Below are 22,891 nucleotides of genomic sequence, written 5' to 3'. Positions count from 1 at the left end.
TCACCCGAAGAGTATGACAGCCGATGTAAACGCAGAATGCCTGGGCCGGAGTGACGGCCCAGGCATTCTGTGATTCTTCCAGTCGTTCCTGCTCGTTCGTTCCTCAGCCGAGCATTTTCAACTGCTCCTCGACAAGATTCTTGGGGATGGCCGCCTTCTCCTTGTCCAGCATGTTCACCCCGTAGAACGCGGCGATGACGCCCCCGCTGCGCACGACCGTATAAGCCATCGGCACCTTCTGCTTGCCGATGTCACCGGTGATCCGGTAGTCGACGCTCTCGTCGCCGAGATTCGTCGCGGGAAGCTTCTCGACCTTGCCGTACGTGAGGCCCAGCGTCTTGAATCCCTTGGGGCACGCGGTGATCGCGGCGCGGAGGTCCTTCATGACCTGGGTGGCGTTCTTCTCGGAATGCGAGGCGAGCCACATCGAGCCCACCGTGGCATTGGTCGCCTCGACCGGCTGGAGCGACCGGTGCGTCTCACCCACGGCAGGAATGTGCGTGAATCCGCCGATGAGGCTGGCGAGGGGCTGACAGGCCTTCTTGTCCGCCTTCATCCCGCGCCCGGCCTCGATCTCCGCCTTGGCCACCTTCTTGGCGTTGATCCCCTTGACCGTTCCCGTGAGGGTCACCTTTTCGAGATGCTTGGTGTCAAGGGCCCCGAGTCGCTTTGCCTCCGCCGCTTCTTTCTCCTCTGCGCTCTGCTTGCTCTTCGCGCTGGGCGTGGCCTTCTTGGCGTCGGACCCGTCCGCATCGCTGCTGCACGCGGATATCACCAGGAGGGCCGGAAGTACGGCGACGACCGGCAGGATCCTTCGCAATCTCATTTTATTCCTGACATTTTCACGGCGTAACGTATTGGAGAAACGATCTTACCGAGGGATAAGCCGAGTTCCAGTCACGTTTTGACTACGCCGCAAGGCAGTCGGTCGGGGCGCGGCTCACCAGTGGCCGGGGGCGGTCATCGCGGGCAGGACGTCGACCGGTGCGGCGCTCGCCACCGCAGCCGTGGCGCCAAGGCCCGGGTCCTCCCACTCCAGCAGGGGAAGACCGGCGTCGCCCGCCTTCAGCAGGGCCTCCCGGCGCACCCAGGCCCGCAGCAGTCCGGGGCCGGGGTCCCGCGAGGTGGCCGCCGCTCGCAGCTCGGCCTCCGGCAGCATCCGCCGCAGCACCGCCATCGGGCCGGGCCGGCGGGTGGAGGGCTCCACGTCGATGCCCACGGCGCCAGGACCGGCCGCCGCCGCGACCAGGCCGTGGGCGTGGCTCATGCTGACGCCGGTGCGGGGGCTGTCCCGTAGCGAGGGGCGGCCGTGCTCGTACTGCTCGCACTCGGGGCAGAACTGGACGAGCTCGTGGGCGTCCGGGGCGCGGCCGGTGAAGCGCGAGGCGCACAGGCGCAGCAGGAGCCGCGCCGCCACCACGTCGTCGCGGCGGGCCTGCACCCGTATCCGGGTGAGGCGTCGGTGCTCCCACGGGGCGAGCATGTCCGGGTCCAGATCCGGGTGGGCGAGGACCTCCGCCGTGGTGGCCACCGCGGCCACCACGTGGTGGCGGCGCGGCGGCTGATCGGCGCTCAACCTCGGACGCTCAACCGGACACAGCTCCGGAGGCCGCCGAGGGGACGGGCGGGGTCAGGAAGGTCCGCTGGATGCGGTCGAGGGTCCGGAAGTCGTCGATGGTCACTTCCTGGAGGTCGATGCTGTTGCCGGAGAGCTCCTCCAGCAGGTCGATGAACTCCAGGAAGTCCATGGAGTCGATGAGGCGCGCCTCGATCAGGTCCTCGTCCGGGGCGACGGTGCCGGTGAGGCCGGGGTTCTTCTCGTGGAGCCAGGCGGTGATGCTGTCCATGGTGGGCAACCGTTCCTTGTCGTACGGGTGTTGTCGGGGCCGGAGCGGCCGGGGTCCAGGGGGCGGACCGGCCGGCCGCCGGGCCGGAAGGTGCTCAGTCGCCGGCGCGGCGGAGCCGGTCGAGGGCTCGCTCCGGGGTTCCGTGGGCGAGGATCATCGCGTGGACCCAGCGCTCGACGCCGAAGGCGACGCAGGAGCTGTACACGGGCTCCGGGGTGCCCGCGCGGATGCCCAGCCGCTCCCCGAAGAAGTTGCGGTGCCGGTTGACCGAGGCGATCGCGGTGCCGTCCGGGGCGCTGAACTCGTGCTTCACCGGGTCCAGCATCATCAGGCGGGCACGGGATCCGCCCTTGTCGTAGAACGGGTCGTCGGCCGCGGCCCGGGTCAGCTCCAGGCCGAGCAGGGCGGCGGTCTCGCGGATGAACTCCGCTCCCCGGTCGAGGTGTTCGGATGCCCCGTCCTGGGTGCCGAGGTACAGCACCTCGCGCATGTGGAAGCCCCAGAGCCGCCGCAGCCCGTCGTAGTGGGTCTCGTTGCGGAAGCAGCGGCCGGTCGCCGAGAGCCTCAGGCCGTCGGCGCCGATGTCCTGCCCCTCCAGTGAGAGCAGCAGTCCGTAGCAGGTGGCGGAGGGCAGGAGGTGGCCGGTCGGCTCCAGCGGGAGGCCGCCCGGCTGCTGCCCGCCGGCCAGTCCGTCGAAGGCGTCCGGGGCGAAACGCCCTGCGGATACACCGAGATGGGGGAAGTTGCGGAAGTAGTCGAGCCGGGACAGCCCCTCCGCGGAGAGCAGCGGCGGGCCCACCACCTCCGGGGCCGAGAGCCGGGCTGCCAGTCCCGTCAGCAGGGAGTCGAGGCCGTGCAGCAGTGCGGTGTGGACAGGGTCCAGCGGGACGAGTCCGGGTGCCGGGCTCTTCAGGGTGATACCCGGCGGCGTCGTGGTGTCGGATGTGCTCATGCAGACCGTTCCCTCTGAGCGTGGCGATTGGCCGAGGAGCTGGTCCATCGGCAGGGCGGAACGTCCCGATCCGCTGGTCAGGGCGGAGTGAAGTCCTGCGGGAAGGTGGCGATTTCACCGGAACGCACGGGGTGCGCCGGCGGACGCCCCGTCAGGGGCCGTGCCACGTAGGGACCTTAGGACGAGTCCCCATAATTTGTCTAGACCAAAGATGACGAAACCCCTTGCGACACGGGCGCATTGCCCTCAATGGCGAAACCCGCCCGAATGCCCGTTCCGGCGCGTCGCTTGACAGGGGTAATGGTCTGGACCACTGTGCTGATCGCGGGATCTCCACCGATCCGCCGGAGTGACCGCCCCCGATCCTGCCGTTCGCACCTCCCCGCGGACTGCGGCGTGCTGCCCCCGGCCGAGAAGGAGTCCGTGTCCGCCATGCCCTTCTCACGCCGTCCGCGCGCTCTTCCTCCGGCGCCTGCCAACCGGACCCCGGGCCACCGTCAGGGCGCCCAAGTCCCCCTGCCCAGAAGGTCAGAGTGATACCCAACACCCCGCAAGACCCCCGTCGTCCCCGGTTGCACCGGGCGGCGTCCGACCGTCCCTACTTCAGCGCCGACGGAGAGTCCTACCTCGCCCAGACCACCCTGCGGGAGCTGAGCAAGTCGCGGCCGCTACGGGTGCTGTCCGAGGAGGACTTCGCCCACTGGCAGACCTATGGCTACGTCATCGTCCGTGAGGCGGTCCCCGCGCAGACGGCACGTCAACTGCTCGATTTCACCTGGGACTTTCAGGGCCTCGACCCGGAACGGCCGGACAGCTGGTACGAGGACCGCCCGTTCCGTTCGCAACTGGACCGTCAGCTGCACGTCTACGGCTTCGTCGAGGCGTACCACCACCAGTTGCTCTGGGACAACCGCCAGGCCCAGCGGGTGTACGACGCCTTCGTCGACGTGTGGGACTGCGAGGAGCTGTGGGTCACCCTGGACCGGCTCAACCTCAACCCGCCCAACGTCGGGAACCGGGACCGTGCCCTCATCGACCCCACCGACCGGGGCTTCGACATCGAGCTGCACTGGGACATCGACACCACGCTGGGCGTCCCGCCGCAGCGGGTGCAGGGCATCATCGCGCTCAACGAGACCAGCCCGGAGACGGGCGGCTTCCAGTGCAACCCCGAACTCTTCCGGCGGTTCGAGGAGTGGAAGACCGCAAGCCCCTCCGACCGGGACCCGATCCGCCCTTCGGTGGACCGCTCCGAGTTCCCCGTCGTGCGGCCCGACCTGCACCCCGGTGATCTGCTGATCTGGAACGGCCTGCTCGCCCACGGGGTCGCGCGCAACACCTCGCGCGACGGGGTCCGAGCGGTCCAGTACCTGTCCATGATGCCCGCGCTGGAGGAGCACGAGAGGCTGCGGCACTCACGCGTCGAGTCCTGGCGGCACCTGCGCACCCCGCGCTGGAACCGCACCCTGGTCGGCGATCTCACCCGGCACGAGTCCAAGCGCTACCCGACCGCCACGCTCGACGGGCTCGGCAGCCGGCTGCTGGGCCTCACCTCGTGGAGCGACGGGGACCAGGAGCAGGGCCAGAGCCAGGAGCAGGGCCAGGGCCAGGGCCAGGACTCGGGCCAGGGCCAGAACCAGGAGCCGTCCACCGGCGGACGGAGCGAGGAGCCGTCGTGCGCCGCGTCTGCCTGACCCTCCCGACCAACCGGCCCTGCGCCGAGACCATCGCCGCGGTCGCCGCGGAGGCGGCCCACGGCGCCCGGTACTTCGGTGTCGAGGTGCACCTGCTGATCCTGGACTCGTCCGACACCCCGGCGCTCACCGGGCACCGGGCGGCGGTCTCCGCCCTGCCCCGGGAACCCGGCGTGGTCGTCCACCACCTCGACGAGGACCGGCAGCGGGCCTTCCTGCGGGAGATCGCCACCAGATCCGGCATCGCGGACGCGGACCGGGTGCTCGACCTGATGCTGCCCGAGCGCGTGTCGTACGGCGCCTGCACCAACCGGGCCTTCCTGATCGCGGAGGCGCTCGGCTGCGAATCGGTGCACCGCCGGGACTCGGACAGCCGGTACCAGAGCCTGGACGGCGAGCCGGTCTACCCGCTCCACCAGGAACTGGCCTTCCTTGGGCGGCGGGCCGCCGACGTGGCGGACCTGGTGTCGCGCGGCAGACTCGACCCCGCCTGCGCCGGGCGGCCGGTGGCCATGGTCGGGGGCTCCTTCATCGGCGAGATGTCTGTGGACGTCGAGGAGATCCGCCGGCTCGACCCCGCCGTGCACCACGACCTCGTCGGGCTGTCGGTGCCCGAGGGATATCCGGAGATCTGGCGGCGGAACCTGATCGAGGAGTCCTTCCGCGGCGCCGGGACGACCCCGTTCGCCGCCGACCTCACGACCCTCACCAGGGTCGTCCCGACCCGCGTGGACATGTGCAACATCGGCTTCGACAGCCAGGTCTACGGGGCGGTTCCGCTGCCGCCCGCCACCGACACCATCGGCAGCGACTACTTCCTCATCCACCTGGTCCACGACGCCCGCCTCCCCGGCGTGCTGCACAACCGCCACATCGTCAACTACCACACCGGTGAACGCCGTACCGGCGCCGGCTTCGTCGCCTACCAGGTGCGGCTGGCGAAGTTCCTGCTGTCGATGCCGTACTTCAACGCCGTGTACGCGGCGGCGGCAGCGGCCGGCGACACCCTGCTGGACCCGGCGGGCCGGGTCCGTGCCCGCGCCGTCTCGGCGCTGGTCCGGGACAGCACCCGGCTCGACCCGGCAGGCAACGCCGAACGGTTCGACATCATCGAGCGCTCCTACCGTGCGCTCGGCGGCCGGTACACGACAGTCGCGGAAGCGCTCGCCGAGCGCCGGGGGCAACTGCTGGACGAGGCACGCGCGGACATGGCGGACTTCGCGCTGCTGATCGACGCCTGGGAACCCCTGGTACGGGCCGCCGGACGCGCGGGCCTCGGTGTCGGTGCCGAGACCCGGAGCGAGGCGCCTCTGCCGGGGCGGGAACGTAAGGTCACCGTCGCCTACGCGGGCGGCGAGGAACGCCGGGGCCCCGTCACGATGGGGCAGGCCAACATGATCCGCTGCATCCTGCGGGACGAGCCCCTGCACATCAACAACCACGACGTCTGGCCGGTGCCCGCAGGCACCACTGCGCAGCAGGTGCTGGACGCGCTGCGCGAACTGGTCGTACGACACGAAGCGCTGCGCACCACCTTCCCCGAGCCGGAAGCCGGTGTGTCCCGCACCCAAGTGGTCGCCGCCGAGGGCGATTTCGCCGTGCGTCTCCTGGACCACGAGACGTTCGGCGCCGATCCCGCGCACTACGCCGAGACAGTGTCCCGCCAGGCCCGTGCGGGGCGGTTCCGGCTGGACCGTGACTTCCCCCTCCGCGTCACTCTGCTCAGCCTGCGCGGAGCACCGGCCTTCGTCTCCCTGTCCTCCAGCCACGCGGTGACGGACGGCAGCGCCCTCGCCGTACTGCGCGAGGAGTGGCTAGCCCTGCTGGGCGGCGCCGAGCTGCCGCCGGTGGCCGCGCTCACCCCGCTCGACCTCGCCGCCGAGGAGGCGACACCGGCAGGTTTGCGCAGGTCGGAGGCGTCGCTGCGGTACTGGAAGCAGATCATCGGCACCGGGCCGCAGGAGATGTTCGCCGAACCGGCGGCCACCCGCACCGACGGGCAGCAGCCGCAGCTCACCCTGCGCTCGCTGCGGGGCGCCCGCGCACTCGCCCAGGCGGCCAAGCGCACCGGCAGCCCCTCCCCCACCGTGCTGCTGACGGCCTGGTGCACACTCGTCGCGCACCGCGCGGGTCAGTCCACCTGCGTCGCCGCCGCACCGCTGTCCAACCGGTCCCGCCCGGGGCTCGCCCGCTCGGTGAACACCCTGTCCCAGGACGCGCTCCTCTCCCTCGACGTGCGAGGCCCGTCCTTCGACGCCGTGCTGCGCAAGGCGTGGGGGGCGGCCCTCGGCGCCTACCGCCACAGCCAGTTCGACTCGGTACGGCTGTGGGAGGCGATCGACGAAACCACCTTCGAGCGGGGCAGCCACTTCGCGCGTGACGTGGTCTTCAACGACGTGAGCGGACTCACCGACGCCCGCGGATCCGCCCCGGGCCAGGCCACCCGGCACGCGCAGGACGCCGAACTCGACCTGGACTGGGGCCCGGTGCAGGTGCTGCCGACCCGTCTGCTGTGCTTCGCCTACCGGACGGACCCGCTGCTCCACCTCGGGATGTGGGCCGACCCCGCGCTGTTCCCCCGGGCGGAGGCGGAGACCTTCCTCACCGGTCTGGTGAAGCTGCTGGAGGCGGTCGCGTACGAGGACGTACCGCTGGCCGCACTGACGGAGGTCACCGGAATCCGGCCGGCCGAGCGCGCGGGCGACTGGCGGCAGGTGGACGGCTGCTGGGTCTCACCGGCCGCAGTGGCGGACGCGCTGAGCGGCGCCCTGGGCGGCCTGCCCGTACACGTCACGACGGACGACGGCTCCGCGCCCGCGCCGGACGGGGAGCGTATGACGGCCTTCATCGCGTCCGGCGGCGTGCCGCTCACCCCGGACGGAGCCCACACCGCGCTGATGGACGTGATCTCCGGACCGGGCCCCGGCCCTTCGGGACTTCTGGCGCCCGCGCGATACGTCATCGTTCACGATTCGCCGACCGCTCCGGGCGACAGCCCCGCGTGGCTCCGGCAGCGAATCCTCATGGAAGGGAACGGCCGTCACCGGCCGACGCGAGATGACCACTGACGAAGTGCTGGACCGGCCGGAGTCACCGGATTCCGCTCCGCTCCCCAGCCCCTGGAAGTCGAGTACGTTCCGGCTGTTCTTCACCGCCCGCAGTGCCTCGCTGCTCGCCGACGGCATGCTGATGGTCTCGCTGACCACGGCCGTGCTGGGGGCCGGATACGGCGCCGGCGGCGTGGGATACGCGCTGGCCGCGTGGATGGCGCCGATCGCCCTGCTCGTGCTGTTCGGCGGCGTGCTCGCGGACCGGTTCACCCCGCAGGTGATGATGGTCGGCGCCGACATGGTGCGGATGCTGGCCATGCTCACGCTCGCGGCACTGCTCCTCACCACCGACGTGCGCCTGTGGCAGATCATGGCCCTGATGGCGCTCAGCGGCGCCGCGACCGCCATGTTCCAGCCCGGGGTGGCCAGCATGGTCCCGCAGGTCGCGCCGGACATCCAGCGCGCCAACGCACTGCTGCGGATATCCGAGGCGATGAGCGCACTGGTCGGCCCCGGCCTGGCCGGACTGCTGGTCGGCTACTGGCAGGTGGCGGGCTCCTACTTCGTGATCGCGGCGGCCTACGGGCTCAGCGCGCTGGTCCTCGTACCGCTGCGCAGGCTCAGCGTCGTCCGGGAGGAGGGCGACGACCCGGTGCTGCACCGCCTGAAGGCGGGCTGGCACGAGTTCCGCTCCCGCTCCTGGCTGTGGGGTGTCATCGTCGTCTGGGCGATCTACGGACTGTTCGTCTTCGGCCCGGCCCTGCCGCTGGGCGCCGCCCTGCTCACCGAGCAGCACGGGGCGGACGGCTACGGCTGGATCGCCTCCGCCGACGGCGCCGGAACGATCGTCGGCGGCCTGCTCGGCATGCGGGTGCGGCCCACCCGCCCGCTCGTCGCGGGCGCCTGCGCGATGTTCTGCTTCGCCCTCAACCCACTTGCTCCCGCCCTGGGCTGGTCCTTCACCGCCACCATGCTCACCGGGGTCGTGGCCGGGTGCGGGTTCGCCTTCTGGGGGGTGATGTGGGCGACCAGCGTGCAGTCCCACATCCCGCTCGCCGTGCTGAGCCGGGTGTACGCCTACGACGTCGCCGGGTCCATCATGGCCATCCCGCTGGGCAGGGCCCTGGCCGGCCCCGCGTCCGAGGCCTTCGGCGCGGACCGCGTACTGCTGTTCTCCTCGGCCGTCTCCGTGGTGTGCCTCGCCGTCATGCTGAGCGTGCCCGCCATCCGCCGCCTGGGCCGGGGCCCGGAGAAGGCCGACGCCCCGGAGCCACCGATCACGGCGGAGGAGGTTCCGGCAGTGGGGCCGGCGGGGCCCGCCTGAGAGCCGGTCCTACCGCGCCGGCAGGAAGGCCATCGGCGGTGCCGGAGCGAAGCTGCCGGTGACCTCTCCGACGAGTCCGCCTTCGAGGCCGGTGTCGCCTGCCAGATCGAGCTTCAGCGCGGGCGCACCGTCCGAGAGGTCGAGTCCGGACATGCGGACCCAGACGATGTTGGGCCGGGAAGTCGACTCGTAGACGTAGATGCCGTTGGTCAGGTCCACGAGGGTGCGCCAAATGGTCTGCGAGGCGTAGGGCTTGTCGGGGTCGGCCACCCGGAAGGGCTGAGCGGCGTTACGCATCACGCTCAGCAGTGACGCGACGGCCTCGGTGGTGTCACCGGGCTGCGGGAGCCTGGACAGGTAGTACGCCGCGCGGGCGAAGCGGTCCGAGGGATCAGTCCCGCCCGGCAGCGGCTCAACTCCGCCCAGGCCCTCGATCGTGCGCAGGCGGGCAAGCTGCTCCTCGAACGGAGGCGAGTTCGTGACCACCGTGTAGGCACGGCCGTGATGGACCTGCGGTGTCCCGTCCAGGTACTCGACGATCGCCGAGTCACCCGACCGGTCCTCCAGCGCCATGTGCAGGGTCACCGCCTTCCCGCTCGACGGGTCGGTCTGCGCGACGACTTGCAGCCGGGAGCTCTCGATCCAGGCGACCGCGTCGGCGACGGTCGCGAAGTTGTCGAGTACGTACTGCATCCAGACCGCCACGCTCAACGCCGGCCGGCTCTCGTCCCGCTCGCCGTAGTCGGACTCCGGGAGGAACAGCTGGTGCGCCGCGAGACCGGCTTCGTTCACCCCGTCGACGGTCATCAGATCATGTGCGGCGGCGACCACACTGCCGTAGACGGAGGCCCAGGTCAGCGTCCCGTCGAGGCCGTCTTCACGGGCCATGCCACGTGGAAACGCCCACAGGTTCGTCGCCATCTCCTCCATCCAGTCCATGTTGCGCCCGGCCAGAACCGCCCCGCCGGCATCGGCCCAGAGTGCTCGCGTACACATACGTTCTCGCTTTCCGGCCGTCAGAGATCCGAACTGACCCGTAGTGGGCACAAGCCATGATCGTCTCTCGTGCGAAGCCGAGCATGGCGACACACTCAGGCAGGGCCCACTGGTCGGTTGACCGGGAATTGGGTCGCAGGGTGCCGACGCCGTCTGGATACTGCCTCGGTGACCACTACCGCGCAGCCCCGACCGCTTCGGCCTCGCGCCCTCAAGCCCGGAGACCTCGTCGTGATCGCGTCGCTCTCCGGACCGCTGCACGCACAGTACGAACCCGACCTGGAGAAGGCCGTAGCCGTACTTGAGCGAATGGGATTCCGCGTGCGGCGGGCACCACTGCTCGAAGCGGGGCGGCGCCATTGGTGGAGTGCGGCGACACCGGCGGAGATCGTCAGGGAATTCAACGCTCTCCTGCGTGATCCCGAGGTACGCGCCATCATCGCGCACGACGGCGGCCAGACGGCTTTCGGCTACCTCGACCTGATCGACGTCGAGGCGATCAGGTCCGACCCCAAGCCGATCCTCGGCTACAGCGACATCTCGCTGCTGCATCTGGTCCTCCACGCACAGACGGGGCTGGTGGGGTTCCACGCCGACCTGGCCACACCCGGACTCGGCGGACACTGGCAGACCGCGCCCGCCACACGCAGGGCGGAACTCGAAAAGCTCTACGCGAAGCTGCTGACCAGCACGGATCCGATCGGCCCACTGCCGCCCGGCCCGTCCTGGGAGTGCTGGCGCACCGGTCGCACCGAAGGCCACCTGATCGGCGGGGTCCTCAACCGCATCGCGCTCAACCAGGCGACGCGATACGCGCTGCCGCTCGAACGGTTCGACGGAGCGGTGCTGTTCTGGGAGGAGCTGGGCGGCCTCGCCTCACACGTGTGGAGCTACCTCCAGGTCCTGCGGCACGCCGGCATCCTCGACCGTATCTCCGGCATGGTCGTCGGCATCCCGACCGCGATCGAAGGACTCGGCTCGCCCGACGGGTCCCCGACCCTGCGAGAGATCACCCTCGACGCCCTCGGCGACCGCGACATCCCGGTCCTCGCCAACGTCGAGTTCGGCCACGCCGGCCCGAACCTCCCGATGCCCCTCGGCACCCGCGTCGCCCTCGACGCACAGCAGCGGTCCCTGTCGCTGCTCGAACCGGCGGTGCGGTGACGGGATCGCGTGGCTGAGCTACGCGGATCGGCATCCAATGCGGGCTGCCCTCTCGACCAGGATTCCCTCTCAGCTGGTCTGGCCCGGACGGATTGAGCAACCCGGGGCCTGCGTTCAGGCCGATGGCGAGCCATCAATTGACGGGGCTTCCGCAAGTTTCCGAAAGATATTTTCGAGGTCTTCCGCCGTCGCCGCACAGAATTCCTGGTCACTCTCCCGAATTACATCCATCGCTTCATTGAAGTTTCGACCGTCCGGGCCAGCCTCGCGAATTAGACGTGTAGGTACGATCATCCAGTTTCTGATCGATCTGAATGTCCATTCGACCTGTTTAGGTGCTTCCCGTATTGCCGATTCGAAAACCGTCTTCAACTCTTCACGGGGTTCAGCATATCGCCACCCAACGAATGAAACCTGAAAATAGTCATAGAAAGGATGACGCTCCACTGGATGCCTGAACCACGCTACATCGCCGAAACGACTCAGCACCTGCCTGGCCCGCTCATTTCGTTTCATGCCTGCCTCTCCTGCCGCCCAGTCCCGCCCCCGTAGGTGGGCACCAAGCCCCGACTGAGCATCTCACGAGAAGAGCGAAGTCTCTGTGAGCGATACCTCCGGAAATACCTTCAGCCTGAGCTCCCCCACGGTATCCCTGGTTTCGAATTCCACGACGAGCTGGGTCTCACCGCCCCCTTCCTGCACGCGGAGTAGAATCGCCCCTTCTCTGAACAGGTTCAGCACGACCTTGCCGGACCGCGTACACCAGCGCACAGCCACCGACTGTCCGACTGCGTCGTACGAAAATTTCAAGTCTTCGCCTGTGACAGCAACTAGATCTATTGTCCTCCGAGTCTCGCCAGCGAACTCTGGCTCGATACCCAAAGAATTGACGATTTCCTGGGGGTCGGGTGTGATAAATTCGGATGGCATAAAATTTCCTCCTGGTTCTGCCTCATTCAAGCGTTCGGTCACGAGAACGCACAGATCCAGCGGACCCCGCCCTGCTCCGCCGACCACAGATCCCCGGCCTCGTCCAGCGGCACCAGCACGGCCGTACGCCGGAACTCGCCCAGCAACACAGCAAACTCACGCTGCGCCATCGCCAACGGTTCATCCGCCGCCGTAACCGCACCGGCCACGGCCGGTGCCACCCTCAGTGCGGAATCGCTCTCGCCGACGGGCCAGTCGGCCAAATCCGCCGGGCCGGCCCCTTTCGAGCGTCGGGCAGGCGCAGCCGACCCATCATCCCCGTTATCGAACATACGTTGCAGGCTGTCACGGAGTCGTTCCCGGGAGCAATGAAGAAAAGCAGTCACCACGCTCCGACCCCAGAGCTGTCCTTCGACAGAGATTTCTGGACCGGTGACACCGAACAGAGGCAACCGGTGGCCGTGTTGGAGTGGTACCGGTGAGGCACTCAGCCAATGAGCAGGGAGGCGAGCCAAGCAACCATCCGGAGCAGCACAAGGCCGGCAAGCACTGTTCCGGCGATGAGCCATGGGCCACGTGCGTAGCGCAGGAGAGCGGCACCGCACCGAAGTCCGTAGGCGGCCAGGCCACCGGAGACGAGGAAGAACAGAAGTGTGCCGGCCCATCCGTTCAGTCCGGCCGCACTCAGGACGTAGAGGATGACGTAGCACAGGAGGAGTTGCGGGAGCCCCAGTAGCCACACCTTCCGCACCTCAGCGGGGTCGGGGGCGCCCTGGAACGCAGACGCAGCCTGCCCGGAGGGCATCACAGGCGTCGGAGGGCCCGTGATGACGGGAGAGGGTTCGTACGTCGCCGGGGTGGAGAGCGGCTGAAGGACTGCACGCAACTGGTCGCCGAAGTTCGGGTCTGCCAGCAACTCGTCCGCGACCACGGATTCGACGATGCCCGCCGACCCCACCCCAGGCTGCTCGTACAGGCGGGCGAGGGCCGAGGATCCCAGTGCCGTCCGTCCGAGCCGGCCCCAGATCACTTCGCGAACCGCTGCCGCCTGCTCTGCCGGAACCGGCACGGCCCCGGTCAGTACCCTGACCGCCGCGGCGGATAATTCCGAATCCTGCATCTCGATCCTTCCGACGTATCAGTAGGCATTCGATCGTATGGGCAGCTCATCGGATGCAGAAGGTGGAGGAAGCCGCTCAGTCGGGCACTGGCGACAGGCCCTCAGTCGCAACGGGAGCCAGTCCCTGGAAACTCCATGTCGCGCGCACCGCGTGGTGGCTCAACCGCGCGGGAGTCCAGCCGGGCGCCGGTGGCCCAGGACATGGTTCCGCGCACGGGCAGGGCCGGGACGCTCGGCCGTGACGCTCCTCGGTACGTGCTCGGCGGATCCCCGGCAACTGGCGCCGGGGGTACGGGCCGGCTGAGGTCAGGGGCTGAACCACCTGTAGGTCAGACCGGCATGACTGCTCGGCGGCTTCCTTGACGGACGCTCTTTGTCAGCGCGGCTCACTAGCATGCGAACCATGGCCATCAAACTTGAGAACGTCGGCATCGCCGTTCGCGATCTCGAAGCAACGATCTCCTTTTTCACCGACCTCGGCCTCACGGTCGTCGGCCGTGACACGGTCAGTGGGGAGTGGACCGACACCGCCGTCGGTCTTGATGGGAATCACGCCAGGATCGCGATGCTCCAGACTCCGGACGGTCAGGGTCGTCTTGAGCTCTTCGAGTACATCCACCCCGAGGCGATCGAGACGGAGCCGACGCTTCCCAATGAGATCGGCATGCATCGCGTCGCCTTCTCGGTCGACGACATCGACAAGACCCTCGATGCGGCCGCAAAGCACGGATGCCGTCCGCTCCGTGGTGTGGCGACCTATCAGGACGTCTACAAGCTCACGTACCTCCGCGGTCCCAGCGGCATCCTCGTGATGCTGGCCCAGGAGCTGAAGAAGGGCTGACGGGAGTGGACAGGCGGGGAACTGACGACTGATCGGTTTCCTCACGGCTGCCGAAAGGCTGCCGTACGAACCTGTAGCGAGCAGTGCGTACGCACCCGCCCCCGCGACGTGCAGCGCGGCCTGGAGCAGGCTGCGGTACACGTCCGGGCCCGGATTTCTGGGCCTGCACGTCGGCGAGCCGCAGCAGAAAGCCGATGAGGAGGACGCCGGCGCCCATAGCCGCGAAGAAGAAGCCCCACGCTGATGATCCGACCGCTCGCCATGGAGCGGAACCCCGAGATCGCGTCCTCCACGACACTCAAGCGTTGTCACCGGAGTTTGGCGTTCAGTAGGTTCGTGTCACCGAACGCAGGAGCGGAGCGATTGGATACCGATGCTCACCTTGTCGGCGGTTGCCGAGGACCCGCTGGTCCTGACGCGGCCCGTGAGGCTGCTCGACGGTCGGGAAGTCGTCTTCCGCCCGCTCACGCACGGCGACGCCGATGAACTGGCTTCCTTCCTTCAGGGGTTGTCAGCCCAATCCCGGCGTCTGGCCACGTTCGACGGGTACGACCTAAGGGCCGCCCGCGAGCTCTGTGACGCAATCGCCCGTTACGACAAGCTCAGACTGGTGCTCTCCGAGGTGGTGTCCGGCCGGATCGTCGGCCTCCTGGAACTCAGCCTCGATCTGCACCCCTCGGACATCACCCGCTACCGCGAGGCCGGCGTATCCCTGACGGCGACAGACTGCCGCTTCGGCCTGACCCTGGCTGACGACTATCAGGGGAAGGGCGTGGCGACACGGGTCTTCCCGCTCATCGCTGACGTCGCACGGCGCTTCGGCCAGAGGCGGATCCTCCTGTGGGGCGGCGTGCTCGCCAACAACCCGCGCGCCATTCGTTATTACGAGAAGCAGGGCTTCCGAACCGTCGGCTCGTTCACCGATGCCGACGGCGCGCGGGCACTCGACATGATCCTCGACCTGTGACCGCCACCGGGCCGGTGACCCACAGCCCCGCGCCCGCTGACCGCTGATCGCGGGGTGCTGCGTGCGGGGTGCGGCGTGCAGCGTTCGGCGTTAACCGGCGGTCGTTCAGCCGATGGTGCGCAGTACCGCCGTCCTCGGGTGCGCGCGCAGGACCTGGATGGCCTCGCTCATGCCGTTCTCCTCAGCGTCCTCCATGTGGGCATGGAACGCCTCCACGTTCTCCCATACCTGGATGGCATAGAAGGCGCCCGCGTCGCCGGTGTCCTCGTACTCCGTGGAGCTGATGAGGCCAGGCTTCGTCGAGGTCTCGATCGCGTGCAGCAGGGCGTGCCGTGCGTCCTCCTCCTGTCCGTCCTTGGCGTGGATCTCGATGAGGACGGTCACAGTGCCCTCGCTGCTCATGGTTGGCTCACCCGCCGTTCGCTGGTTCCAAGGACGGAGGGGGACTCCGACCATCAAATAAGAAGTGCCAGCACTTCCTATTTCTCGACCGTACATCGCCGCCATAAGATGCACCAACACATCTTGGAGGTTTCCGGATGCAGCGCAGACGGGGCAGAGCCCTTGAGGAAGCACTGCTCGATGCCGCGTGGGAGGAGCTGACAGCGCGCGGATACGCGGCGTTCACGCTGGAGGCCGTGGCGAAGCGGGCGGGCACGAGCACGCCGGTGATCTACCGCCGCTGGGCCAACAGAGCCCTGATGGTGGAGGCCGCCATGGCGCACGCCAGTTCCCTGCGTGCCGTCGAGACCCCCGACACCGGAACACTCCGTGGCGATCTGATCGCGATCATGCGGACGGCCAACGAGTCGCGCGTCGGTCTCCTCGTCGCGACCGCGGTACTCCTCGACGGTTACTTCACCGAGAGGGGATCGAGCCCGGAACAACTGCGTGAGCGCATCCTCGGCGGCCACTGCTCCGCAGCCGAGTCCATCGTGCAGCGGGCCGTGGAACGGGGTGAGGTCGATCCCGCGGTCCTGGAGCCGCGCATCGTCTCGCTTCCGTTCGACCTCTTTCGCCATGAGGTCCTGATGACGTTGAAGCCCGTGCCGGAAGAAGCCATCGTCCGGATTGTCGACGGCATCGCCCTACCCCTCCTGACCAGGCCCTCTTCTCGGACGCGCGGCAGCGAGTAGGAGGCCCGGTACCGGGCGGGACCGGGCGAGGCCGGGCATTTTGCCCGCACATGGTTCCGAGATCTCTCTTGACATCTATATAATTGCTATATGCATCAATCGTCACCCGCTTCGGGGCTCACCGACGAGCAGCGCATCGAGAGCGCCGCTCGGGGCCTCCTCAGAGGCATCGGGCGACTGTCGCAGACACTCTTCCGCACGGGCGAATTCGGACTCACCCGCAGCCAGGCGGCCGTACTGGACGCGCTGGAGAACCGTTCCCTCCGGGTGACCGCACTCGCGGCGTACACGGGTATGTCCCAGCCGCGCGTGACCGTCGTCTTGCAGAGCCTCGAAGAACGCGGCCTGGCCTCGCGCGAACGCGGCGCACCCGACCGGCGGGTCGTGGAGGCGGCTCTGACCCCGGCCGGCCGGACCCTGCTCGAAGAAGGGCGCCGACGGATGGCCGCAGCGCTCCTGAGGGGCCTCGACGCAGGCGTCGAGGACTCCGAACGCGCTGTGGTCGCCGCTCGTGACGCCCTCACCACCTTGCTGAACGCGATGGAATCGGAGACCAGTTGATCAGCCCAGGCACCGCGCCGTCGGACACGGCATCGGACCCGGCAACGCCCGCACCACCCACCGGCACCCCCAGCCCGGGGCCGGCCGGTCCATGCACCCCCACAGCCGGGACCCGCATTCCGCGCGCCGTCGCGCCGCGTCGGGTGGGCGGACCCCGGCGGCGCTGGGACTGGGTGCTCGCCGCAGATCCCGGTCTGGGCCAACTCCAGTCGGGGTGGCGCACGTTGGTCGCCATGGTGACCTCCCTCGCGGTCGGCTACGGGATGGCGAGGGCCCTCGACATCCCGGCCATGATCGGCATGATGGTCGGCGGGATGATGGGCCTGATGAGCGCCTTCGCCGTGGCCGAGAACACCTGGCAGCGGCTCGCCCGCGCCATCCTGTGGATGCCGTTCCCCTACGCCGCGGTCCTGTGGCTGGCCGCCGAGCTGCACGACGACCGCCGCCTGGAGATCGGGCTGATGGTCGGTGCGCTGGCACTGACGTTCTTCCTTGCCCGATTCGGTCAGCTGTACCTGCTCACGGGCATGATGCTCTTCAACGGCCTGATGGTCGGCATGATGGCGAACATCCCGGCCGGGATGTCGGGCAAAACGTTGCTGGTCGCCCTGGTGTCCGCCGCAGCGGTGCTCGTGACCCGGCTGCTGCTGTGCTACCCGATGCCGCGCGAGGATCTGCTGCGTACCCAGCGCGCCTTCGTCGTGGAAGCCCGCCGGGTCGCGGACGCGGCGATCGAGGCGCTGGACCCCGATGCCGACCAGGAACGTGCCGTACGCCGTATGACGCGCGCACTGCGCCGTCTCAACGTCACCACCGTCACCATCGACGGACGGCTCGCCCAGCCTGAGGTCGCGGCCGACCCCGACATGGCCGAGCTTCTCCACCGCCACCTCTTCGACGCGGAACTCGCCCTACGGGGGATAGGCCGGGCCGTCCAGGACCTGACCGGGCTCGCGGTGGATCCGCACCTGCGCGAGGCACTGGTGGTCGGACTCGTCGTGGCGCGGGACACTCCCCTCGGCAGTGCCCAGGGACTGCGCCCCGCAGCCGAGATCATCCGCCGGCAGGCCGATGCCGTGCCGAACGACCCCGCCGGCGGAAACCGGCCGGCGGAGGCCGTGGAGCCCGCCTACCGCGTGGCCCAGTTGCTCGACTCCCTGGCCGGTTCGCTCTCCCACTGGCTCGCGCTGGGCTGGAGCTCCCCGCAGTCACCGGCGAAGGTCCCCTTCCAGCCGACCGTCGCCCTGGAGCGCGACCGTCCCGCCGGATCCGCCGCGGCGACGCGACGCGTGCTCGCGGCAGGGACGGAGACGAGCTGGCGACGGGCCGTCCCCTTCGTGCGTGCACCGCTGCACGCGGGGATCGCCGCCGCCATCGTCTGCCCGATCACCGACGCCATAGACCCGCACCGCTTCTACTGGGGTCTGGTCGGCGTGATGATCACCCTCTTCGGTACGAACACGACCCACGAGCGGCTGCGCAAATTCGGCCACCGCATGACGGGCACCGTGATCGGCGCGGTGATCGGCATCGCTCTGCTCCACCTGGTGGGCCACGGTCACGTCTACGTGATGCTCACGATCATCGTCGCGGGGATCACCCTCGGCGCCTGGGGAATGCAGCGTGCCTACGCGTTCTGGGTCGTGGGCCTGGTCGTCGCACTCGTGCAGCTGTACGGGCTGACGACGCCCGACGCCGGGATGGACCACCTGCTCGGCGAACGGCTGCTGGACAACGGTCTCGGCATACTGATCGCCACCGCGTGCGCGGCACTGATCTTCCCGCTGTCCGGCCGCAGGATCACACGGGAGGCGGAGCGTGGTTACGTGTCCGCCGTGGACGACCTGGTCTCGCAGCTGGCCCTGCGCTGGGAGGACCCCGACGCCCCCGTCCGGCTGCGCGGAGCTGCCCGCGCGGTCGACTCCGCCCTGTTCCAGGTCGTGAGCCTGGTGCGGCCGCTGGTGAGGATGCCGCTCGGGGTGCGCGGGCGCGACGCGGACAATCGCACCGCCCTGCTCACCACGGCGACCGGCCACGCCCGCGCCCTCGCGGCAGCGGCCGACATCGACATCGACCTGGCGCCCCGGCAGGCCGAACGGTTCACGCGCATCACCACGGTCCTGACCGGTTCGCTCAGGGCCCTGGAGCGCGCGCTGGCCACCGGCGAGCCCGAGGAATCCTGGCAGCGGGTCAGCCCGCTGGTACGGGAACTGAAGGCGGACCTGGACACGGCACCGTCCGGCCCCCGCGCCGAGCGCATCCGAACGGCCCTGCGGGAGCTGGCCGCGCTCGACGATGCACTCGCCGGGTACGCGGAGCGGTGCGGGCTCACCGTGCGCAGCGCTTCGCCCCAGAGCATCGTGAGTTCGCCGATGGAACGGCGCACGCGGGCACTCGTGGCGGAGTGGGGCACCCGGCGGTCGCCCCGGGCCGCTGCCGCCTGCGAGCGATCCGCCACCGTCACGACAACCGCCGGTACGGGAACGGAGACGGCCTCGCCGGAGCGCGTCCTGCCGGTCACTCCTGCCCTCCCGGCCACGCCTTCCGGCGGAGCCGCCGTCACCGTCGCCGGGAGCATCCGGTGCGACCGGCACCCGGCGGGCTGCGCGGGGTGGATCACGGTGATCAACGGGCGCGGGAAACGGGTCGCGGCGGGGTCCGTGCAGTCGGGCCGGTACCGCGTCAGCGGGCTGCGGCCGGGCCCCCACACACTCATCGTCTCTGCGCCCGCCCACGCCCCGCATGCCGAGCTCCTCTCCGTGCCGAGTGCGGGCGGAACCGGCCGGATCGGCCACGACATGTGGCTGTAGCCGGGCAACGCAACGGGCGGAACGGGCAGTTGCGGCGGCGGAGGCCGACTGGCCCGCGCACCGGTCAGACCGGCATGACCTGTACGTCGTACTGCGGGATCCACGGGCTCCGGGTGACCAGCGTCAGCCCTTCCGCCTGCGCCTGGGCGATCAGCATCCGGTCGAAGGGATCGGTGTGCACCATCGGCAGCCGGCCTGCCCGTACGCCGTGCGCGGCCGTGATCGGCAGGTTCCTGAACTGGAGATCCCGCACCTGCTCGGCCAGGTCTCCGGGGCCATCGAAGCCGCCGAGGAACTGTTTGACGGTGATCTCCCAGGCGGACACCGCGCTGACGTACACGGCGGGTTGGGTCTCCAGGAGTTCCTTGTACGGCGCGAGCAGCTGGGGCGCGTCGGCGATCCACCACATGACCACGCGCGTATCGAGAAGTAGTCGCATCAGCGCATCCCCAGGGCTTCTGCCACCGACGCGCGGGCATCGTCGAAGTCCGCCGGGATGCGGAGACGGCCCCTGAGCGAGCCCCGGCCCGGCCGCCGCGTCTGTGGCTGTGGCCGCGTCTGTGGCCGTGGCCGCGTCTGTGGCTGTTGCTGTTGCTGTTGCTGTTGCTGTTGCTGTTGCTGTTGCTGTTGGGGATGCGTCCTCGCCACTGGCCGTCCCGCCCTGCTGATCACGATCACTCGGTCGTCGACCACCTGCGTCAGCGTGCCGGTGAATCGCGGTGCCCGGTGCCACACTTGGCCTCGGTCTCGGAGCCACCTCCGCCAGAGCGCCCTCACGACTGGATCACCGGGGCCGCCTCGACCGCCGGTACCGTTCGCACGGTCAGCGGCTCCGCAGCGTGCAGACGTAGCGCCGGTCCTCCGTCGTCCAGGGTGATGACGACCGCCGGACCGCCCGACGCGAACCGCTCGCTCCAGACCGCGCGGACCGTGTGCCAGGCACCCCATGCGCGTACGCACTGGCCGGGCCGGACAGATTCCGCCACGATCACGCTCTCCGCAGGGGTGAGGTCAGCGGCCGGTGCCAGCAGTTCCGCCCACACCGTCTTACCGATCCCGGCCCGCCGCTCGTCCACGCCCCAACGGTGAGCCAGCGCCTCGACGAGCAGGAGCCCGCGCCCGCCCTTGTCCAGCTCGCCGGGCTGCCGCACCTCCGGCCTGCCCGCCCCCGCGTCGCTCACCTCCAGCCGCAGGAACTCGCCCCTCCCCCGGCACTCGATGCGTACGCCCACCAGGCGGTCACCGGGGACGGGCACGCGCACCGCGTTGGTCACGAGCTCGGAGAGGACCAACTCGCCATCCTCCGCTGACGCCCGGCCCGCTCGCCACTCCCCGAGCTTGGCCCGTAGCGCCGCCCGCGCCCGAGGAACACTGCCGTGGCAACGAGGCAGCCTGAACTTCACTTCGTTCGGTTCGCTCATCTCCGTACCCGCCGTCCGTCACTCGTCGCGCGCATCCCGCGCAGCCCGTCGGAAGTGACCACTCTCGGCATTCTCCTGAATGCGGAACGTCACGGAAGCTAAACTGACGGCTCTGCCACACATCGTCAAGTCGCCTGCCTGGCAATTGACAACGCAGATAGAAATTGATCAGTCCCACACCGATCACGTTCGCATATTGCCGCCAACTGACCAGCCCTCTATGCCCTCTGAGCTCCAGGGAGAAGAAGACATGTCCGACAGCAGCAGCACCTTGCTCATGTCCCGAGTCACATTCGGGCGCGCTCTGCGGCGCCTTCGTAAGGAGGCCGACCAACTGACCCTCGCGGAGGTCGCTACGGCTCTCGCCTGCGACCTCTCCTTGGTCAGCCGCATCGAGAACGGCAAACGGGTGTGCTCCAAGGCCCACTTCGCCCAGCTCATGGACATCTACGAAGTGCCCGCCGCCCAGCGCGACGAGCTTGCCGAACTGCACGCGGCCACGCGCGAGCGGCGTCCGCCGTGGTGGTCCACGTACAGCGACGTGATCAGCGCGCAGTACGAACGGTTCCTCGGATTCGAGGCGGCGGCGTCGACCGTCCATGAGTTTCAAGTCGGCATTCTGCCGGGCCTGTTGCAGACGGAGGCGTACGCACAGGCGGTGACCGGTGTGGGGTTCACCTCGCTCGGACCGGATCAGATCGAAGCGCTCGTCGAGGTACGTGGCCTGCGGCAGCGGCACTGTCTGCTGGAGGCGGCCACACCTCTGGAGTGCCGCTATGTCATCACGCAGGCCGCGTTGGACTTCCAGGTGGGCGGCGAGCGCACGCACAAGGAGCAGTTGGACCACCTGCTGGAGATCTCAGCCCACGCGAGTGTCGACCTCCGCGTCGTTCCCTACGCGAAGGGCGAAGAAGCAGCTCAGATCGGTGCGTTCAGAATCCTGCAGTTCGCGGACGAGGACGTGCCCGACGTGGCCTTCGGCGAGTCGGTCGCTGGTAGTTTGACGATGGACGATCCCCGAGACCTGCGGCGTTTGCACCGCCTCTTCCGCAGCCTCACGGACGCGGCGCTCTCCCCGGACGAGAGCCGCGACATCATCGCACTCACCAGACACAAGGATGACTGAACTCATGGAGAAGGCAGACCTCTACTCGATCGATGCCTCCGCGCTGTCCTGGCAGAAGAGCAGCTTCACGGCCAACAACGGCGAATGCTTCGAGCTGGCCCCCCTGCCCGGCGGTGGCGTGGCCGTCCGTGACTCGAAGAACCCGTCCGGCCCGCACCTCTGCTTCACCCCCGGCGAGTGGCGCGCCTTCAAGTCGGGCATGACAGCGGGAGACTTCGACAACCTGTAGGCGAGGAACGCTCACCTGAGGGGCATCGGCGTGCTGGGCTGAGCCTGCCCGCCCCCGAGGCACGGGCAGGCTCGCACCGTCGGCTCAGGACACCGGCAGCCCCGGTGCCGGGTAGCCGTCCATCAGCGCCTTCACCTCGGAGCGGACCTCCGACACCGTGGACTCGTCGCCCCTGCGGGCGGCGTCCACCACGCGGGCGATCCACTCCGCGACCGTGACCATCTCCGAGGCGGGGACGCCGCGTGACGTCAGGGCCGGGGTGCCGATGCGGATGCCCGAGGGGTCGAAGGGCTTGCGGGTGTCGTAGGGGACGCTGTTGTGGTTGACGACGATGCCCGCGCGGTCCAGGGCCTTGGCCGCCACCTTGCCGGGGACGCCCTTCGCCGTGAGGTCGATCAGCAGCAGGTGGTTATCCGTGCCACCGGAGACGAGGTCGAAGCCTCGGGCCGCCGAAAAGCCTCCGGCGCGTAGGCATCGTCGGTGCGCACCGGGCTGCTGAAGGACCATCGTTATGTCCGGGAGGCGAACATCCAGCTGAAACTGAACCTTCACTCCAACTGATCCCACTGGTCAACTCGCCAGCAACGGAGAGCCTGGGGCGTCTGCTGCTGAATGAATGGGGCGGCGTCTAAGGGCTGTCCCGCAAAGATCTTGAAGCCGCCTCGGGCATGGCGGCCGCCTTGCTTATCCGGCGAGGGCGAGGTTGTGCATCCGGGCGATGCC

23 protein-coding genes and 2 pseudogenes are annotated in these 22,891 nt (G+C 69.1%); 12 read left to right on the top strand and 13 right to left on the bottom strand.

What is annotated here, in order from left to right; all coding sequences use genetic code 11:
* Positions 1–103: 103 nt before the first annotated feature.
* The 4 genes from ACZ601_RS30470 to ACZ601_RS30455 all read right to left on the bottom strand — a co-directional run bounded on the left by ACZ601_RS30470 (position 104) and on the right by ACZ601_RS30455 (position 2,799).
* Complete coding sequence (locus ACZ601_RS30470; protein ID WP_469544098.1) at positions 104–826, bottom strand: hypothetical protein; 723 nt, start codon at positions 824–826, stop codon at positions 104–106.
* Positions 827–940: 114 nt separating this feature from the next.
* Positions 941–1,576 carry a 4'-phosphopantetheinyl transferase family protein gene (locus ACZ601_RS30465; protein ID WP_469544095.1) on the bottom strand — a complete coding sequence of 212 codons (636 nt, stop codon included), beginning with the start codon at positions 1,574–1,576 and terminating at the stop codon, positions 941–943.
* Positions 1,577–1,586: 10 nt separating this feature from the next.
* The gene (locus ACZ601_RS30460; protein WP_073736902.1) at positions 1,587–1,847 is read right to left on the bottom strand and encodes an acetyl xylan esterase; all 261 of its coding nucleotides are present in this window, start codon (positions 1,845–1,847) and stop codon (positions 1,587–1,589) included.
* A 94-nt stretch (positions 1,848–1,941) separates the two neighbouring features.
* Positions 1,942–2,799: an aminoacyl--tRNA ligase-related protein gene (locus ACZ601_RS30455; RefSeq protein ID WP_469544091.1), complete on the bottom strand. Its 858-nt coding sequence runs from the start codon at positions 2,797–2,799 to the stop codon at positions 1,942–1,944.
* A 533-nt stretch (positions 2,800–3,332) separates the two neighbouring features.
* Here ACZ601_RS30455 and ACZ601_RS30450 point away from each other — a divergent pair.
* The 4 genes and pseudogenes from ACZ601_RS30450 to ACZ601_RS30435 all read left to right on the top strand — a co-directional run bounded on the left by ACZ601_RS30450 (position 3,333) and on the right by ACZ601_RS30435 (position 8,867).
* A complete protein-coding gene (locus ACZ601_RS30450) occupies positions 3,333–4,493 on the top strand; it encodes a phytanoyl-CoA dioxygenase family protein (RefSeq protein ID WP_469544088.1) in 1,161 nt (386 codons plus the stop codon).
* Positions 4,475–5,767 (top strand): annotated as a pseudogene (locus ACZ601_RS30445) (DUF6271 family protein); the annotation flags it as partial. The gene ACZ601_RS30450 and the pseudogene ACZ601_RS30445, both read left to right, overlap by 19 nt.
* Positions 5,741–7,561: a condensation domain-containing protein gene (locus ACZ601_RS30440; protein ID WP_469544316.1), complete on the top strand. Its 1,821-nt coding sequence runs from the start codon at positions 5,741–5,743 to the stop codon at positions 7,559–7,561. The pseudogene ACZ601_RS30445 and the gene ACZ601_RS30440, both read left to right, overlap by 27 nt.
* Complete coding sequence (locus ACZ601_RS30435) at positions 7,551–8,867, top strand: MFS transporter (RefSeq protein WP_469544086.1); 1,317 nt, start codon at positions 7,551–7,553, stop codon at positions 8,865–8,867. The genes ACZ601_RS30440 and ACZ601_RS30435 overlap by 11 nt, the downstream gene beginning before the upstream one ends.
* 9 nt (positions 8,868–8,876) lie before the next feature.
* On the opposite strand, the gene ACZ601_RS30430 is transcribed toward ACZ601_RS30435, so the two are convergent.
* Positions 8,877–9,863, bottom strand: a complete 987-nt coding sequence (locus ACZ601_RS30430; protein WP_469544084.1) for a linear amide C-N hydrolase — start codon at positions 9,861–9,863, stop codon at positions 8,877–8,879.
* A 168-nt stretch (positions 9,864–10,031) separates the two neighbouring features.
* On the opposite strand from ACZ601_RS30430, the gene ACZ601_RS30425 reads away from it, so the two are divergent.
* The gene (locus ACZ601_RS30425; protein ID WP_469544083.1) at positions 10,032–11,027 is read left to right on the top strand and encodes a S66 peptidase family protein; all 996 of its coding nucleotides are present in this window, start codon (positions 10,032–10,034) and stop codon (positions 11,025–11,027) included.
* 114 nt (positions 11,028–11,141) lie between these two features.
* Here the strand turns inward: ACZ601_RS30425 and ACZ601_RS30420 are convergent, their stop codons facing one another.
* From ACZ601_RS30420 to ACZ601_RS30405, 4 genes are all read right to left on the bottom strand, one after another.
* A complete protein-coding gene (locus ACZ601_RS30420; RefSeq protein WP_469544080.1) occupies positions 11,142–11,543 on the bottom strand; it encodes a hypothetical protein in 402 nt (133 codons plus the stop codon).
* A 63-nt stretch (positions 11,544–11,606) separates the two neighbouring features.
* Positions 11,607–11,957 (bottom strand): hypothetical protein, encoded by a 351-nt coding sequence (locus tag ACZ601_RS30415; RefSeq protein ID WP_469544077.1) that lies wholly within the window; start codon positions 11,955–11,957, stop codon positions 11,607–11,609.
* Positions 11,958–11,995: 38 nt separating this feature from the next.
* Positions 11,996–12,127, bottom strand: coding sequence for a hypothetical protein (locus ACZ601_RS30410; RefSeq protein ID WP_440572940.1), 132 nt, complete (start codon positions 12,125–12,127; stop codon positions 11,996–11,998).
* A gap of 317 nt (positions 12,128–12,444) precedes the next feature.
* A complete protein-coding gene (locus ACZ601_RS30405) occupies positions 12,445–13,077 on the bottom strand; it encodes a hypothetical protein (protein ID WP_469544074.1) in 633 nt (210 codons plus the stop codon).
* Between the two features lie 403 nt (positions 13,078–13,480).
* Between ACZ601_RS30405 and ACZ601_RS30400 the strand changes: the two genes are divergently transcribed.
* Both ACZ601_RS30400 and ACZ601_RS30395 read left to right on the top strand, forming a co-directional pair.
* Complete coding sequence (locus tag ACZ601_RS30400) at positions 13,481–13,918, top strand: VOC family protein (protein WP_469544071.1); 438 nt, start codon at positions 13,481–13,483, stop codon at positions 13,916–13,918.
* Between the two features lie 373 nt (positions 13,919–14,291).
* On the top strand, positions 14,292–14,885 hold the full coding sequence (locus ACZ601_RS30395; RefSeq protein ID WP_469544068.1) for a GNAT family N-acetyltransferase: 594 nt from the start codon (positions 14,292–14,294) through the stop codon (positions 14,883–14,885).
* Between the two features lie 105 nt (positions 14,886–14,990).
* Here ACZ601_RS30395 and ACZ601_RS30390 read toward each other — a convergent pair whose 3' ends face one another.
* Positions 14,991–15,287, bottom strand: a complete 297-nt coding sequence (locus tag ACZ601_RS30390; protein ID WP_469544065.1) for a putative quinol monooxygenase — start codon at positions 15,285–15,287, stop codon at positions 14,991–14,993.
* A 137-nt stretch (positions 15,288–15,424) separates the two neighbouring features.
* Between ACZ601_RS30390 and ACZ601_RS30385 the strand changes: the two genes are divergently transcribed.
* The 3 genes from ACZ601_RS30385 to ACZ601_RS30375 all read left to right on the top strand — a co-directional run bounded on the left by ACZ601_RS30385 (position 15,425) and on the right by ACZ601_RS30375 (position 19,392).
* Positions 15,425–16,021 (top strand): TetR/AcrR family transcriptional regulator, encoded by a 597-nt coding sequence (locus ACZ601_RS30385; RefSeq protein ID WP_469544063.1) that lies wholly within the window; start codon positions 15,425–15,427, stop codon positions 16,019–16,021.
* A gap of 90 nt (positions 16,022–16,111) precedes the next feature.
* A complete protein-coding gene (locus ACZ601_RS30380) occupies positions 16,112–16,582 on the top strand; it encodes a MarR family winged helix-turn-helix transcriptional regulator (RefSeq protein ID WP_469544060.1) in 471 nt (156 codons plus the stop codon).
* Between the two features lie 233 nt (positions 16,583–16,815).
* Positions 16,816–19,392: an FUSC family protein gene (locus ACZ601_RS30375; RefSeq protein ID WP_469544057.1), complete on the top strand. Its 2,577-nt coding sequence runs from the start codon at positions 16,816–16,818 to the stop codon at positions 19,390–19,392.
* Between the two features lie 64 nt (positions 19,393–19,456).
* On the opposite strand, the gene ACZ601_RS30370 is transcribed toward ACZ601_RS30375, so the two are convergent.
* Together ACZ601_RS30370 and ACZ601_RS30365 are read right to left on the bottom strand one after the other, a co-directional pair.
* The gene (locus ACZ601_RS30370; RefSeq protein WP_469544055.1) at positions 19,457–19,831 is read right to left on the bottom strand and encodes a type II toxin-antitoxin system VapC family toxin; all 375 of its coding nucleotides are present in this window, start codon (positions 19,829–19,831) and stop codon (positions 19,457–19,459) included.
* Positions 19,832–20,165: 334 nt separating this feature from the next.
* On the bottom strand, positions 20,166–20,813 hold the full coding sequence (locus ACZ601_RS30365; protein WP_469544052.1) for an ATP-binding protein: 648 nt from the start codon (positions 20,811–20,813) through the stop codon (positions 20,166–20,168).
* Positions 20,814–21,063: 250 nt separating this feature from the next.
* Between ACZ601_RS30365 and ACZ601_RS30360 the strand changes: the two genes are divergently transcribed.
* A complete protein-coding gene (locus ACZ601_RS30360; RefSeq protein WP_469544049.1) occupies positions 21,064–21,939 on the top strand; it encodes a helix-turn-helix domain-containing protein in 876 nt (291 codons plus the stop codon).
* Between the two features lie 4 nt (positions 21,940–21,943).
* Entirely contained in the window at positions 21,944–22,168 is a 225-nt protein-coding gene (locus ACZ601_RS30355; RefSeq protein WP_242436762.1) for a DUF397 domain-containing protein, read from the top strand.
* An 84-nt stretch (positions 22,169–22,252) separates the two neighbouring features.
* Here the strand turns inward: ACZ601_RS30355 and glyA are convergent.
* A pseudogene (gene glyA / locus ACZ601_RS30350) lies at positions 22,253–22,618 on the bottom strand (serine hydroxymethyltransferase); the annotation flags it as partial.
* Positions 22,619–22,891 lie beyond the last annotated feature (273 nt).

The organism is Streptomyces sp. NPDC104307, assembly GCF_055584045.1.
Note: the sequence above shows the minus strand (reverse complement) of the source record. Positions and strands in the feature narration are given on the sequence as shown.